14 protein-coding genes are annotated in these 15067 nt (G+C 59.1%); 10 read left to right on the forward strand and 4 right to left on the reverse strand.

Annotation, left to right across the window (positions count from 1 at the left end):
* Positions 1-21: 21 nt before the first annotated feature.
* A complete protein-coding gene (locus QEH57_RS10315; protein WP_309006656.1) occupies positions 22-1701 on the reverse strand; it encodes a fibronectin type III domain-containing protein in 1680 nt (559 codons plus the stop codon).
* Positions 1702-1761: 60 nt separating this feature from the next.
* Positions 1762-2241: a hypothetical protein gene (locus QEH57_RS10320; RefSeq protein ID WP_309006657.1), complete on the reverse strand. Its 480-nt coding sequence runs from the start codon at positions 2239-2241 to the stop codon at positions 1762-1764.
* Positions 2242-2472: 231 nt separating this feature from the next.
* Here QEH57_RS10320 and QEH57_RS10325 point away from each other — a divergent pair, with 231 nt between their 5' ends.
* Positions 2473-2670, forward strand: coding sequence for a hypothetical protein (locus tag QEH57_RS10325; RefSeq protein WP_309006658.1), 198 nt, complete (start codon positions 2473-2475; stop codon positions 2668-2670).
* Between the two features lie 167 nt (positions 2671-2837).
* On the opposite strand, the gene QEH57_RS10330 is transcribed toward QEH57_RS10325, so the two are convergent.
* The gene (locus QEH57_RS10330; protein WP_309006659.1) at positions 2838-3239 is read right to left on the reverse strand and encodes a VOC family protein; all 402 of its coding nucleotides are present in this window, start codon (positions 3237-3239) and stop codon (positions 2838-2840) included.
* 161 nt (positions 3240-3400) lie between these two features.
* Between QEH57_RS10330 and QEH57_RS10335 the strand changes: the two genes are divergently transcribed.
* From QEH57_RS10335 to QEH57_RS10360, 6 genes are all read left to right on the forward strand, one after another.
* The gene (locus QEH57_RS10335; RefSeq protein WP_309006660.1) at positions 3401-4435 is read left to right on the forward strand and encodes a hypothetical protein; all 1035 of its coding nucleotides are present in this window, start codon (positions 3401-3403) and stop codon (positions 4433-4435) included.
* A 118-nt stretch (positions 4436-4553) separates the two neighbouring features.
* On the forward strand, positions 4554-5078 hold the full coding sequence (locus QEH57_RS10340; protein WP_309006661.1) for a hypothetical protein: 525 nt from the start codon (positions 4554-4556) through the stop codon (positions 5076-5078).
* A gap of 26 nt (positions 5079-5104) precedes the next feature.
* Positions 5105-6523: an MBL fold metallo-hydrolase gene (locus tag QEH57_RS10345; protein WP_309006662.1), complete on the forward strand. Its 1419-nt coding sequence runs from the start codon at positions 5105-5107 to the stop codon at positions 6521-6523.
* Positions 6520-7113, forward strand: a complete 594-nt coding sequence (locus QEH57_RS10350) for a YeeE/YedE thiosulfate transporter family protein (RefSeq protein WP_309006663.1) — start codon at positions 6520-6522, stop codon at positions 7111-7113. Before QEH57_RS10345 ends, QEH57_RS10350 begins: the two co-directional genes overlap by 4 nt.
* Positions 7114-7124: 11 nt before the next feature.
* Complete coding sequence (locus QEH57_RS10355; RefSeq protein WP_309006664.1) at positions 7125-7865, forward strand: MauE/DoxX family redox-associated membrane protein; 741 nt, start codon at positions 7125-7127, stop codon at positions 7863-7865.
* A gap of 2 nt (positions 7866-7867) precedes the next feature.
* Positions 7868-8386, forward strand: coding sequence for a DUF6691 family protein (locus tag QEH57_RS10360; RefSeq protein WP_309006665.1), 519 nt, complete (start codon positions 7868-7870; stop codon positions 8384-8386).
* A 527-nt stretch (positions 8387-8913) separates the two neighbouring features.
* Here QEH57_RS10360 and QEH57_RS10365 read toward each other — a convergent pair.
* The gene (locus QEH57_RS10365) at positions 8914-9486 is read right to left on the reverse strand and encodes a VPDSG-CTERM sorting domain-containing protein (protein ID WP_309006666.1); all 573 of its coding nucleotides are present in this window, start codon (positions 9484-9486) and stop codon (positions 8914-8916) included.
* 449 nt (positions 9487-9935) lie between these two features.
* Here QEH57_RS10365 and QEH57_RS10370 point away from each other — a divergent pair, with 449 nt between their 5' ends.
* The 3 genes from QEH57_RS10370 to QEH57_RS10380 all read left to right on the forward strand — a co-directional run bounded on the left by QEH57_RS10370 (position 9936) and on the right by QEH57_RS10380 (position 15046).
* Positions 9936-11420, forward strand: a complete 1485-nt coding sequence (locus tag QEH57_RS10370) for an FMN-binding glutamate synthase family protein (protein WP_309006667.1) — start codon at positions 9936-9938, stop codon at positions 11418-11420.
* Positions 11421-11588: 168 nt separating this feature from the next.
* Positions 11589-12233, forward strand: a complete 645-nt coding sequence (locus tag QEH57_RS10375) for a cytochrome c3 family protein (RefSeq protein WP_309006668.1) — start codon at positions 11589-11591, stop codon at positions 12231-12233.
* Positions 12230-15046, forward strand: coding sequence for a 4Fe-4S dicluster domain-containing protein (locus QEH57_RS10380; RefSeq protein WP_309006669.1), 2817 nt, complete (start codon positions 12230-12232; stop codon positions 15044-15046). Before QEH57_RS10375 ends, QEH57_RS10380 begins: the two co-directional genes overlap by 4 nt.
* The last annotated feature ends 21 nt before the right edge of the window (positions 15047-15067 follow it).

Raw genomic sequence — 15067 nt, forward strand, 5'->3', positions numbered from 1 at the left:
GTCTTGCAGGTTGGCCTATTCTTACTGGGCGGCGATCGAAGCTCCCAAGCGCAGGTAGCTCGGCTGTCCGTGGGTGGGCGTGGTTTGCAAGGTGAGCGTCCAGTAGCCTGCCTGGCTGGTGGATTCTTCCGCGCTCAGGCCGAGGTCGAAGGCGGTGGCCCCGACGATTTCCCATGCTCCGTCTTGGAATTGCAGCTGGGCGTCGCTCCAGGTCTGCAGGTCGCGGGACGTCTGAATGGAGACGGAGCCGCGTTGCTTGGCCGGGTAAGCGGAAAGTGAGTAGGTGAGGCCGTTGCCGGTGTTCGCCTGCGGCGCTTTGAAGTCAAGGAGTTCGCCGGCGGTTTCCGGTTCGTCCGTAGCGAGGGTGAACTCGAGGAGATTGTTGAGTCCGTCGCCATCGGCGTCGCGATCCGGTCCAGTCACACCCAATTCTGTTTGGCTGGGATAGGCGACGGAGAGCCAGTCGCGGTAGGCTTGGGGCATGTCGAGCGCGTAGTTGGCGATGGCGGAGGTGTTGCCCTGGATGGTGAGGGTCGTGGTCGTCGAGGGATCGGAGGTTTCGCCGATGGCCCAGGACTCGAATCCGTAGCCGGTGCGTGGGGAGGCGGTCAGGGTGACGACGTCGCCCTCGGCGTAGTAGTCTTTGCGGGGGGAGATGTCGACGGACCCGAAGTTCGACCTGACGGCGAGCTGGTAAATTTCGTTGGTAGCGGTGGCGCTCAGCGAAGCGGTGGTGGCGCTTTCGCCGCGGTCGTTGACGGAGGTGATCCAGTAATAGTAGGTGCGGCCGGGGGTGACGAAGCCGTCGGTATAGGTGGTGGAGCGAACTTGGTCGCTGCGGAGGGTGGCGGTCGAAAAGTCGTTGGTTTCGGAGCGGTACACTGCGTAGCGGGCTGCCGTGGTCTCCGCTTGCCAGCTAAGCTGGATGCGTCGCGGGAGGCGTTCGTTGACGACGAGCGGAACGGTGGGCGTCACTGGCAGGGGGATTTCGCGGGTGATGGAGATGCTGGAGGCCAGGGAGTTGCGTTGGGTCTCGTTGAAGGCGTCCCACGTGAGTCGGGCGCCTTGCGGAGTGTTGGAGACGCCGAGGTTCGCGTCCCAGGCGACGGCGGGAGCTTTGCTGACGGGGCCGAGGTCCGCGATGAGGGATTGGGAAAAGGGGTCGTAGGCAAGGATTTCCGCGGTTTCGTCGGAGTCAGCCTTCCAGAGCCGGTTCTTGAGGATCAGCTGCACGGTGAGGCGCGGTTGCTGGCCGGGCGAGAGGGTGAGGGTTTCGCTCTTCACGTGGTCGCCCTGTTCCGGCCAAACGATCTGGGCGTTGGCTGGCGCGTCGTCGTCGAGCAGGTAGAAGGTGCCGCTCAGGGTGGTTTGTTGCGTGTAGAAGACGAGGTCGGTGACTTCGTCGGAGGAGGTGCGAGGCAGGAAGACTTCCGCGTCGTAGTTGCCCCCGAAGACTTTGATGGGGGTCGCGGTGCCGCCCGAGGCTCGCACGAAGTAGTGGTAGCTGGCTCCGTGCTCGCTGGCGGTTGGGTCCACGAACTCGGTTTGCGTCGTGACCCCGACGAGCGTGGCGTTCGCGGGGTCGCTATCCACGCTGCGTCGCACCTCGTAGGCGATGGTGGGATCGGCGTAGCTGGTGTTGAGCGCGGCGCTGAGGGAGAAGGTTGCGATGATGGTGGCGAAGGAGAGTCGTGGGGACATGGTAATTTCAGTTAGGCGAGCGGATGTGCGGAGAGGGATACCTCGTGGGGAGGATGGTTCTCAGCCGCAGAGGGCGTAGGAGTCGGAGGCTTTGGCCTGCTCGTTTTCCCGGTCCTTGGCGGTGTGGTCCGAATTCAGTTCTCCCGAGGTGGCTTGCCAGGATTCCAGCAGGTCGGAGTCGAGATCGAGCAGCTCCTCGTTTTGCTGGACAGCCGCGAAGAGCTGGGCGTCCGAATTTCTGAGGAAATCCAGGGCGAGGCTCGCTTCCAGGCCGAAGATGCAGGAGCGCGGGTCGTTCAAGAAGGGGCCAGCGTTTTCCTGCTTGCTTGCGAGCTGGGCCTGCTCTTGCGACGAAAGCTGGTCGAAGAGGTGGCGCTCGACTACGGAGTAGGTAAGGCGCAGCTTTGCGAGGGCGGCCGCCTCCGGTAGGAAGCGGTATTCGTAGTAGGCTTTGCCGAAGCAATCCTGCCCGGCGCGAAGAGATTTCAGCAGCTGGGCGATGTATTCAAAGTGTTGTGATAGCGAGTCGTGAGTTTTCATGGTTGGCTCCAGTCGCATTTTGTATGCCAGTTAATTGAATCTCGCTTCAGGACCGGCGGTAGGCGGGTGGGATGGGGGCGTTCCCGTGGGAGGGCCGATTCGGCGCCCGTTTTAGGGAGGCGTTTTGCAACGATAGCCTTGGATGTGTTGCATTCTGCAAACGAGCGCAGCTGCTTTCAATTGCTTGCCCCCTTGAGGCGAGGTTGGCGCGAAACCTGAAGAGGGGGTGGTATGGATAACCGATCTACTAAATTCCTTATCAGTCTATTTGCAGTTCTCGCTTCCGCTCTCTTTTTCGTCGGTTGCGCGGATGACAACCATCTCGAGGACGCCGCCGAAAGCACGGGCGACGCCATCGAAGATGCCGCAGAGAGCACGAAGGATGCTGCAGAGGACGCAGCGGACGAAGTGAAGGATGCGACGAACTAGTCGCCCGGCCCTGAACCGACTCCTGTAAACCTTCTATTACAAGCGCCCCGCCTTGCATTAGCAGGTCGGGGCGCTTTTTTTGTGTTATCGTCTTTTTGGTGCGGGAAGCGTCTTCCGCAAGCTATTCGCTGCGGTCGCGCGTTTTCGGTGGGGAATTATATATAACTTTATATATCCCAACCGCCCCAGAGCGTGGGCGGGGCGATCTCGACGCTATTGCCTGCGGGGTCCCGCACGTATATCGAGTATCCGCCTTCGCTCCAGTCGTGTTTCGTTTCGATGGATATATTGTGCTTCGTGAAATGATCGAGCCAGCGGGGTAGGTCTTCGATCTTGGAGGCGAAGGCGAGGTGGCCATCGCCGACGCTGCCGTGGGCAGGGATCTCGCGTCCGGTTTCGCTGCTTTGGGCTGGGTTGAAGATGATCAAGGCGCTGGATTCCAGGCGGAAGACGAGGAAGAGCTCTGAGCTTCGCTGCAGTTCGAGCCCCAATACGTCGCGATAGAACCAGAGGGCGGAGTCGAGGTCCTCCGCATAGAGGATGGTTTCGAATATACGTGTAGCTTTCATAGGTCGTTTAGGTGGTTGCTCGCGGGAGGCGATTCGCTGGCTGTTGAGGGACGGGCGGGGTCATTGTTATTCGTGTGGGGTACTATTGCTAGATTGGCGCCAATCGCAAACAACGGCGGCGAGGCCGCGCATTGGTACGGAACTAGCAAGTGGCTATCCTTATGAGCTCGACCGACTTGCCGCGAGGCTTGCGCTACTCCACCGATTCCGCTCGGGGCTGTACGCGGCGTCGCTGCGGGCGCGGCTTTGCCTATTACGATCCGGAGGGGAAGCATATCCGAGAAATGGATACGTTGCAGCGCTTTCGGGCTTTGGCGGTTCCGCCCGCTTATGTGGACGTGTGGTTGTGCGTGGACCCGCGAGGGCACCTGCAGGCGACGGGAAGGGACGCTCGGGGCAGGAAGCAGTATCGCTACCATGAAGCCTATCGGGCCTACCGGGAGTCGCTCAAGTTCACCCGTTTGGCTGACTTCGGGGCGGCCTTGGGAGGAATTCGAAGAGGAGCCAATCGCGTCCTGCGCCGGAGCGATCCGGGGGAGAAGGCGTACGCCTGCGCCTTGGTGGTGAAGCGATTGGACGCGACTGGATTTCGAGTGGGCTGCGAGCGCTACCTGAGGGAGAACCGTACGCGGGGGATGCTGACCTTGACCACTGGAAATCTCGAGGTCGACAACGCGGCGGGGCGAATGGAGTTCGACTTTCGGGCCAAGGGAGGAAAGCGGGTGAAGCGGCAAGTGGAGCGACGGCATTTGGCTCGCTGCGTACGGCGTTTGCAGGAGCTGCCCGGGCAACGGATTTTCGTGTATCGCAACGGTATGGGAGAGTGGAGCGACTTGTGTAGCGAGGACGTGAACGCGTTCCTGGGCGAGCTCGCGGGGCAGCCGTTTTCCGCTAAGGACTTTAGGACCTGGATCGGTACCCGCGAAGCGGCGGCAGTTTTGGCGAAGCTTGACCCGGACGAGCTAGGCTTGGGCGAGGCGTGGCAGCGGGCTATTTCCTCCGCGGCGGAGACCTTGGGCAATACGAAGGCGGTGGCGCGGAAGTCCTACGTGCATCCTGCTCTCGAAGATGAGGAGGCCTGGACGTTTTTTCGCGCGGCCGAGCAGAAGGGAGGGGCGTCGACGCGGCGCGGCTTGTCGCGGGAGGAGTGTACCTTAGTCGACTTCTTGGAAGGCTGGGGAGGGAAGAACGCTTAGGTCACTCGGCGGGTGCAAGCTGCAGCGAGGGGAGTGCGGGAAGCAACCGCTCGGGACCCTTCCGGCTGGAACTGGGGGGTAAAGGGGGCGTGGCGCATCTTGTGCAAGGGTTGGGAGCATGGGAATCAGGAGCGTCTTTATCATTCTGCTTATCGCTTGCGGAGCCTTGTTTGCCGGCAGCTTGTTTAAGCAGGAGCAAGCCGTGCGCACGGTTCCGAGCGATTTAGGCTTTGACGAAACGGTGCAGGTCTTCGAGAAGCGCTTAGCGGACGGAGGTTTTAAGGTATTGGCCCGCTGGGACCAAGCACTGCCGGAGGAGGAATACGCTCGCGATAGCCTTGTGTATGTCTTCGGCCGCCCCAGCGGAGTGGACGCGGAGGGTTGGACGCTGGTGGACGATCCGAAAACGGTGTTGATTTGGTCTTCCGAAGAAGGACAGACACTGCTCTCTGCGGAGTGGAGCTCGCTGGATACGGATGCGGTAGTCGCGTCGCTCCGTCGTTCGGAAGCGGATACGAAGTTTTTCGAAACGATAGAAATGCAACCCTTGGTCGCGAATATCGGCCCCGACGAATTGAAGGAGAAACGTGCACCCGGGCCGCCGACCAGCCCAAGCGGCCTGTCGGTGGCTCAATCTGACTAAGCAAAACAAGGAAGGAACCTCGAACCATGGCATTGATTGTTGAACCAATATATTCTGGCGGGATCGCCCAGCTATCGTATTTGATAGGCGACGACTCGGAAGGAGTGGCGGCGGTGATCGACCCACGTCCGGATTGCGATGTTTACATGGAGCTAGCCCGTTCCAAGGGCTTAGCGATACGCGATATTTTCGAGACGCATATACACGCGGACTTCATGAGCGGCGCTCGCGAGCTGGCCAGCCGTCTGGGAGGGGCGGTACCGATCCGCGTCAGTGGAGAAGGGGGTGCCTCCTATGGATTTGGAGTGGAGAAGATTTCCGACAAGGATGAATTTCAGCTGGGAGAGATGCGTATCCAGGTACGGCATACACCGGGGCATACGCCGGAGCACGTGTCCTTCTTGGTTTTCGAGGGGGATGACGAATCGCCTTTTGCCGTTTTTTCCGGAGATACCCTGTTTGTCGATTCCGTCGGGCGTCCCGACCTGCTGGGCGAGGACGAAACCGAGGAGCTCGCGGAGCAATTGTACCAGAGTATCCACGGGTTTTATAAAGAACTGCCGGATGGAGTCCTCTTGTATCCCGGCCATGGAGCAGGGTCGGCCTGCGGTCCGGACATCGGTAACCGCATGTTTTCGACAATCGGATTCGAAAAGGAGCACAACGCCTATTTTGCCTGTGAGAGTAAGGAAGACTTCGTGAAGAAGGTATTGGATGCGGCTCCGGAAGAACCGCGTCACTATCGGCCTATGAAGAAGCTCAATTCTGAAGGGCCGCCGATCATGGGAGGTTATCCGCCTGCCGAGGCCATGACCGTGGAAGCCTTTTCAAGCGCCTGCGAAAATAAGGGTAACGTAATTTTGGATACGAGAAGTCCTTTGGCGTTCGGAAGCGGACATATCGCGGGATCGCTCAACATCGAGCTGCGAGGCGAAATGTCGGTTTGGTCTGGCTGGATGCTCGAATTTAACGATCCGATTTACTTAGTACTGGAACGGGACGAGGACTTGGAGACGGCCCTCTCGCATCTTTGGCGTACGGGGCATACCAATGTCATCGGCTATTTGGCCGGCGGCCTCGAAGCTTGGCTTCTCGACGGCAAGAAAGTCGACCAGGTCGAAATTATCGACGTGCATCGTCTTCACGACCTGGTAGGGGAAATCCAAATTCTCGACGTGCGTTCGGAATCCGAGCGCAAGGGCGGGTTCGTCCCTGAGTCGGAGCACTTGTTCGTGCCGAAGGTTCGGGAGGAGGCAGCCTCCTTGCTGGACAAGAAGCGCCCGGTGGCGACCTACTGCGCGTCGGGCTCTCGAGCTAGCGTCGCGGCAAGCGTGTTGAAGCAGGAAGGATTTGAGTCGGTAATGACGGTTCCTGGCAGCTGGAGCGCTTGGACTGAAGCGGGCTTCGAGGTGGCCAAGAACGAGCGACGTCTGGCATCGGTATGAAGGTATTGAATACGGCTTTCGTAGGAGGGAGCGTATTGGTGGCGGTGCCGCTTTGCGCCGCAGACTCTACCTTGGCGAAAACGTATGGGGCGCCTGCTTGGTCGCCTTATCTTGTTGGCGCTTTGATCGGGTTGCTCGTTTGCTTGAGCCTGCTTGCCGTGGGCAAGTCGATCGGGGCTTCGTCCGCCTATGCCGCGCTCGGGGGGCTGCTGGGGCGCGGGATCTTCGGGCGGCGCTTGGAGAAGACGGATTATTATCGGAAGAACCCGCCGCGTTTCGGCTACAGCCTGGTCTTCCTGTTGAGCGTGATTGCGGGCGCCTTTCTGGCAAGTTGGCAGGGAGGGGAGTTGCGCGGAGAGATGTTGCCCGAGTTTTGGGTGGCGTTGTTTGGCAGCGACTCGCTGGGCTTGCGTTTTGTTTGGGCCACCTTGGGAGGCGTTTTGCTCTCCTTCGGGGCTCGCATGGCAGGAGGTTGTACGAGTGGTCATGGGATTAGCGGCGCGCTGCAACTGAACGCGGTGTCCTGGCTCGCGTTGATTTGCTTCTTCATAGGAGGAGTGGTTGCAGCCCATTTAATCTATCCAATATAGGGATTTTTGTAATGAAGAAAAAAGCGAAGCTGTACCGTATGGTTATGTCGGACCATTTGTGTCCATGGGGCATAAAAGCGAAGGATTTGCTGAAGCGAAACGGTTACGAAGTAGAGGATCACCCCTTGCGCAGCAGCGAGGAGGTGGAGGCCTTCAAGAAGGCCCATGATTGCGATGAGACGCCGCAAGTTTTCTTGGGCGACGATCGATTGGGTGGCTACGACGAATTGCGCGAGCACTTGGGCAAGAAGCCCGATCCCAAGGAGGGTACCACTTACCAGCCGGTGCTGGCCGTCTTTTTTGTAACCCTGCCCATGGCGTTGGTGACGTGCTGGGCGCTGAGGGGAGAACTTGCTGTTATCAGAACCTTGGAGCTCTTTATCGCTTATAGCATGTGCGTGTTGGGGATTTTGAAGCTGCAGGACCTGCTCTCGTTTGCTACTGGCTTCGTGCAGTACGATCTCGTGGCCCGGCGCTATGTTCCCTATTCCTATGTGTATCCCTATGTGGAGGCGGGAGCCGGGGTTCTGATGATTGGCGGTCTGCTGACCTGGGTAGCTGCTCCAGCGGCATTGGTGGTCAGCTCGATCGGAGCGATATCCGTCATAAAGGCAGTTTATATCGAGAAGCGCGACCTTAACTGCGCCTGTGTGGGCGGAGGGAGCAGTGTTCCGCTAGGTTTCATTTCGCTCACGGAAAACCTGATGATGATAGCCATGTCCATCTGGATGATGGCGAAACAGTTTTATTGAGGATGAGTGGTTCCAAGATTATAAAGGCGATTCTCTTTGGCCTCGTATTTGGCTTTCTGTTACAGAAAGGGGGCGTGGCAAAGTTCCACATTTTGGTGGGAGCTTTGCTGCTGGAGGACTTCACGGTCGTAAAGATCATGCTGACGGCAGTACTGGTGGGAATGCTCGGGCAGCTTTGGCTTAAGCGGCGTGGATGGATCGAAACGGAGGCAGAGCCGTTTCGTTGGCGCCGGGCCTTGGTAGGGGGCTTGATCTTCGGGGTCGGCTTCGCCTTCAGCGGCTATTGTCCCGGAACGGGCGCCGCGGCTTTGGGGCAGCTGAACGGGGATGCCTTGTTCATGGCTCTGGGCATGATCGTGGGAGCCTGGGTTTTCACTTTGTTTTCCGATGGTATTTCCCAGTGGGAGAGCGGAAAGAAGTTGTATCTTTACGACGTCGTGAAGGTGCCGGAAGCCGCCTTTACGCTTCGTTTCGCTGGAGCCCTGCTAGGGGTGCTCCTGCTTCTTTCCTTGGCGAGCTAGCGCGTATTTTGTCTGCGATTAGCTCAAGGTAGACGACCTTGCTCGGGAGGTGGAAGGCCGTTTGGCAATACGAGTGCCGGTAGGGTGCCGTATCTTCGGATACATGAACTCTACGATGGTGGGGGTGGAGCTGTCGCGCTCCCGGTAGGAGCGAGAATGGGCGACGAGGATGCCCGGTCTGTTCCCTTTGCTGCCGTGGCGAGCTATGCCCGAGGTGGCAGGTAGGCGAACGCTGCTGCAGGCTTTTGCTTCTGGTGGGTGCGGACGGGATGCCCTGCAGGGTGCGAGGACCCGAAAAAAAGCTCATCACTAAAAGCAGTGGGATAGCCGCTTACCTGTAGGGTCGTCGCTTGCTTGCGACGTGCCGCAGATCCCTGCATTGATATCTCGCATTGCTGCGTGACAGCGAGCGCCAGCCCTACACTCGAGAGCGTTTTCCCGCAAAATGGTGATGAACAAAAAAAAGGCCGTATGGGAAAATCCCATACGGCTTGTTGTTACCGATGAAGGTATAGAGCGTTTCGCGATTAGGCGGTCTTGCTCTTGAAGCGGCGTTGGATGGAGATGAGGCCGATCAAACCGAGTCCGAGAAGAGCGGCGGTGGAGCTGCTGTCAGGGACGGTGGCGGTCGTGAAGGAGAATCCGGCGAATCCGAGATCGGTTTGCGAAGCGTTACCGGTGGTGGTCAGCGAGAACTGGCCCATGGTGTCTTCGTAACCGGAGATCATTGCCGTGCCGGTACCTGAGACTGCGAGCTGGTACAGGCTGCCTGTGAGTGCGGTGCGGCTGACCGTGGCGATGGAGTTTACCACAAAAGAGTAGTCGACGCTTCCGATGCTGAACTTCCAGAGTTCCCCAAAAGTGGGAGTCGTGAAGTCCAGGGGCATGAAGGTGACGGGCGTGAGGCCAGTCCCGAGGTAGTCTCCGGTCTGGGTTCCCTGGGAAACCTTCGCGTTGCTAAACGAATCGAAGGAAGTTGCGCTGGGAACGGGAGCATCGAGGCTGGTGGATCCGTCGAAGGCAATGCTGCCGTCGATCTTGACGGCGAAAGCAGCGGGAATAGCTGCGATGGCGATAGTGGCGAGCAATAATTTTTTCATAGAATATAGCGAGTTGTATACGTGTTGGTTATTGTTGTTGTTGTTTTTGAATGATCCGTAGCGTACGGCTGGCACAGAGCTTCCCCTTGGTCCGGTGGGCTTCTGATCCATTGCTCTATTGCAGAAGCCCTGCCAGATTGATGCTTGGAGTTTTTGCGTAGTTGACGCGGTTCTGTAAGTGTCACATGAAGAAGAGGATGTGCTGCTGACGGCCCTCCTCTGTTTTCAGAAAATATTTATTGTAAGGGAAAGCCGGATACGATTAAGGGGGCGAAACGCCTAGGTGCGGCTGGGCGGTCCCAGTTAGGGAAGCGAGAGGGAGTCGGGCGCCGCTCGGACCGGGGACTTTTGCAATGTTGCCAGTCTCACTTTGCATTTTCGGCTTTGAGGGGAAGGGGGTGGGCGTTCTGGGAGAGTCTTGGCGCGAAACTTTCGGCGTCGATTTGGCAATGAGAAAAGGGTTCATCTATTGCAGCGCTTTGCTCACCGTCACCCTGCTTGTCGGTGGTTTTTGGGTACAATGGATTTGGTTCTTGCTGCTCGTCGTGCTTCCGTTGGTCGCTCTCGGGTTCTACGACCTGTTGCAGCGGAAGCATACCGTCTTGAGGAACTTTCCTCTGCTCGGACATTTCCGATACCTCTTCGAGGAGATATCGCCCGAAATCCAGCAATACTTTATAGAGCGCCACACTGATGGGACTCCGATATCGAGGAACCACCGCAGCGTCGTCTATAAGCGGGCCAAGGATCGGCCGGCGACTCATCCGTTCGGAACGGAGCGCGATCCGTACTCGGCCCGTTACGTTGGGCTCAGGCATTCCTTGTATCCACGGTCTCCGCTCGAGGAAGGCTTTCGCGTTACCATTGGCGGGCCTGATTGTCGTAAGCCCTACGCGGCGTCTCTCTTAAATATATCGGCGATGAGTTTCGGATCTATCAGCGACCGGGCGATCCTAGCGATGGGCAAGGGGGCGAAGGAAGGTGGATTTTATCAGAACACGGGGGAGGGCTCGGTGAGCGAATACCATGTGGAGGCAGGCGGGGATTTGGTGTGGCAAATTGGAACGGGCTATTTCGGCTGCCGGACCCCGGAGGGGGGATTCGATGCGGAGGCCTTTCGGGAGAAGGCGAACTGGGAGGTAGTTAAGATGGTAGAGCTGAAGCTTTCGCAGGGAGCGAAGCCGGGCCATGGCGGGGTATTGCCCAAGGAAAAGAACAATGCGGAGATCGCTCGGATTCGCATGGTGGAACCAGGCACCACGGTGGAGTCTCCGCAAGGCCATCGGGAGTTTCGGGACGCGGAGGGACTGTTACGCTTTATCGCGAAGTTGCGTCGCTTGAGCGGAGGCAAGCCGATTGGCATAAAGCTCTGTATCGGCCGGGAGGAGGAATTCAGGTCGCTTTGCGAGACGATGGTTCGGAGGGGATCGTATCCGGACTTTATAACGGTGGACGGAGCGGAGGGAGGAACGGGAGCGGCTCCCTTGGAGTTCACGGATTCGGTGGGAATGCCTCTGGAGCCGGCCCTTCGTTTCGTTCGCCACACGTTGGTGGACTTGGGCATCCGCGAGCGGATCAAGGTGATTGCGAGCGGGAAGATCGTAACCGCTTTCGATATCGTGCGGGTCTTGGCGTATGGGGCGGACCTATGCAATTCGGCTCGCGCCTTCATGTTGGCCACAGGCTGTATCCAAGCCTTGCGTTGCAATACGAATCGCTGCCCGACGGGAGTGACTACTCTCGATCCGCGGCTGACCGCGGGCTTAGTGGTTGAGGATAAGTACAAGCGGGTGGCGAACTTTCACCGGAATACCTTGCGAGCGGCAAGGGAGTTGATGGCGGGATGCGGGGTAAGCCATCCACGGGAGTTGGACGAATCCGTTTTTCTGCGAGGCGTCGAGTGGCAACATCTGGGGGGAAGCGGGGTTGGCTAGGAATGCCTGCGAAGTGCAAAGCACAGCGGCGTGGGTGCATTTCGCATCGGGGTGGCGGCGGGGCTCGGCTTGGTACGAAGTTATATAGCGATGGATCGCGCTGGCCTGATATTTGCAGAAACGGAGCTCTTCGAATCTCGATGTTCTGCAACATGAAGTGATAGCCCGATGCCTCCCCCTTTCACTCCAGCTCAAGACCAATGGCTCCGCAACGCCTTCAGGCTGTTTATTGCGGGAGTGGTGTTGTTGGGCGTTACTGGATTCGCCTGGAAGCAATGGGATTTCGATCCCGAGCAAGGGCTGCCGGTGGATCAGCCGGTTCCCTTCAGCCATCGGCACCACGTCACGGATATGGGGATCTCGTGTCGCTACTGTCACAGCGACGTGGATACGTCGGCCTTTGCGGGCATGCCCGACACGCAAACCTGCATGAGCTGCCATTCGCAGTTGTGGACGGAAGCGGAGGTCCTGCAACCGGTGCGAGACAGTTTTCGAAGTGGAAAGCCGATCGAATGGCAGCGGGTGCACGATTTGGCGGACTTCGTGTATTTCGACCATAGCGTTCACCTTGCCCACGGAATAGACTGTCGCAGTTGCCATGGGGATGTTGCGGATATGCCGCAGGTTTGGCGGGAGGAGAGGTTTTCTATGGAGTGGTGCCTCGACTGTCACAGGGATGACGGGGCTTCCCAAGGGCTGCAGCCGCGTGGGGGCGGTGATTTGTTCGAGGGAGCAGCGGTCCCGCACGCAGAAGCAAGCGAGAGAGGGCACCCCTTGAGCCGGATGGAAAATTGTTCCGTATGCCACCGATGAATACGAATCGCAAGCAGGACGAGTTTGGTTTTGATCTGGCGGCCTTGCCGGAAGGAGTTTCGCGGCGGAGTTTCGTGAAATGGATGGGAGCTTCGCTTGCGGTGGCCAGCTTCAGCGGCTGCGTGAGGGCTCCGCGCGAGGAGATCCTGCCGCACGTCAAGGCGCCTGAGTACCGAGTGCCCGGCAAGGCGAAGCGCTATGCGACTGTTTTGAATAGAGGAGGGAGCGCGATGGGAGTGGTCGTTTCCCAGATCGAAGGCCGGCCGCAATTGATAGAAGGGAATACGCTGCACCCCGCGAGCCTGGGTGGACTGGACGCGGCGGCCCAGGCGGAAATCCTGAACCTTTACGATGCTGCGCGGTTGCGTCGCATAAGGGAGGGAGGTGCGGAGCGCTCCAGGGAGGAATGGAGAGCGTCGCTGCGCCAGGCGGCCGCTGCCGCGAGCGAGACAGGCGGGCAGGGATTCGGGTTGGTGCTGCCGCGTTTGGCGTCCCCATCGCTGGCGTCGCTCGTGGAGGACGTTCGGCAGCGGCTGCCGGAGATTCGTTTGTATCAAAATGAGGAATACGAGGACGAGTGGCTTGTCGACGAAGAGGGCCGGGCTTTGCTCGCGGTTCCGGATCTTGGGCAAGCGCGTTGGGTGCTGTCATTCGATTCGGACTTTTTGAGCGATCCCGAGTTGGGACCGCGTCTGACCCGCGACTTTGCGAAGCGTCGCGAAGCCGCTGACGATCCGCTGGCGCTTTACGTGTACGAGCCGGCTCCGAGCTTGACGGGTGGCAAGGCGACGCGGCGACGGGCATTGGCATTGAATGCGATCGAGTCCTTGGCCTTGGCCCTTGCGAACGGACTTGAAGGCAGAAGCGATCCGGCCGGAGGGGTGGAGCTTGGGCCCGACTACGAAAGCCTGTTGAAGCGCTTGAGGGATACGGGGCAGGGGGCAGTAGCCCTGGCCGGGGGGCGGCTTTCTAGGGAAGGCCAGGAAGCGGTGGCCCGTATTAATCGTGCCCTTGGTCCGGAAGGAAGAGGAGTGGTGTACCGGAGGCGAGACGATCTATTGGAAACTCCGCTAGGAGGCCGTAGGGCCTTGCAGGACGACCTGCGAGCGGGACGCCTCGAGCGTCTTCTTTGCCTAGGCGCCAATCCGCTGCGTCGCTTAGAGAAAGATGATTCTGTAATTGAAGAAAGGATACGCACCCTTGTGTGGAGCGCCAGTTTGGCGCTGCGGAGCAACGAAACGGAAGCGCGCTTGCGCTGGTCGGTGCCGCAGGCCCATGAATTGGAAGCCTGGGGTGATGGCGTTAGCTACGAGGGTACGGTTAGCATTCAGCAGCCTCTGATCGCTCCGCTTTTCGGCGGGGAAAGCGCTTTGGACGTGTTGGCGACCCTAGCCGGAAAGTCGGATCCGGACGCCTACGAATGGGTGAAGGGTTTTTGGCGCGATCGCTACAGCGGCTCCGATTACGAAGGGTTCTGGCGAGAGTCCTTGGTTAACGGTGTTTTGGACGTAGCGCAGATCGATTTTTCTGCTCGAAGGAGCAGCCGGCCCCAGTTGGGAGCGGCGGATACGAAGGTCCGCCGAGAGGAGGGGCGCCCTTGGGAGTTGCTATCGCAGCCTGAACCCGCGCGCGAAAGGGAGTCCAGCTTTCGAAACGCGTGGTTGCAGGAACTCCCGCATCCCATCAGCAAGCAGGCGTGGGGGAATTCGCTTTGGCTCTCGCCTTCGCTCGCGAAGGAACTGGGGGTCGTCGCGGGGGATTGGATACGCGTTTCGTGGGACGAGGGAACGTTGGAAGGACCGGCCCTGCCGTTGCAGGGCATGGCGACGGATTCGATAGCCCTGCCGCGTGGATACGGGAGGACTCTGGACGAGGGCGAGGGACCGGTGGGATTCGGCGACGCGTCACTGGAACGCCGGAAGCGAATCCGTCTCAAGGGGATTGAAAAGGTAAGCAAGAGGGAGCGTTTGGCCTTGGCGCAGCTCCCTGCGACGCAAGAGCCCGGGCTATTCGAACCGAAGGAGCAGGGAGCCAAGGGCCATGGTCAGGAAGCTAAGCGACGCAGCCTGTATCCGGATTATCAATATAGAGGCTACGCTTGGGGGATGGTGATCGATCTTGACGCTTGTACGGGCTGCAGCGCTTGCATGATCGCCTGCCAAGCGGAGAACAATATCCCGACCGTAGGCAAGGAGCAGTTCTCGATGGGGCGAGAGATGAACTGGATACGGCTGGAGCGCTATTTTAGCGAGGCGGATGCGGAGGGCGACTCGAAGCCTGTTTTCCAGCCTGTGGCCTGTATGCACTGCGAAAAGGCTCCTTGCGAGGTGGTCTGTCCGGTGGCGGCGACCACGCACAGCAGCGAGGGGGTGAACGAGATGACCTACAATCGTTGCGTTGGGACGCGCTACTGTTCCAACAACTGCCCTTATCGGGCTCGTCGCTTCAATTTCTTCGATTATCGGAAGGAGGATCCCGAGGTCGCTCGGCTGCAGTTCAATCCCAACGTGACGGTGCGGTCTCGGGGAGTGATGGAGAAGTGTACCTACTGTATCCAAAGGATCGAGGCCTCGAGAATTCGGGCGATTCGCGAAAATCGAAGGATCAAGGATGGCGAGATCGTTACGGCTTGCCAATCGATCTGCCCGGCTGAAGCGATTGTGTTTGGGGATATCAACGATCCGGCTAGCGAAGTATCCAAGAAGAGGATGCGGGAGGACCGTTACGTGTTGTTGGAAGAAGAGGATACCCGTCCGCGTACCAGTTACCTGCCGGTGCGTCGCCGGGAAAGGGAGGAGGGTAGCCTAGGATGAACCAGGGGGCGAAGGAATCGG

Origin of the sequence: Pelagicoccus sp. SDUM812005 (genome assembly GCF_031127875.1) — a bacterium.
In the GTDB taxonomy this organism is placed as follows: Bacteria; Verrucomicrobiota; Verrucomicrobiia; order Opitutales; family Opitutaceae; genus Pelagicoccus.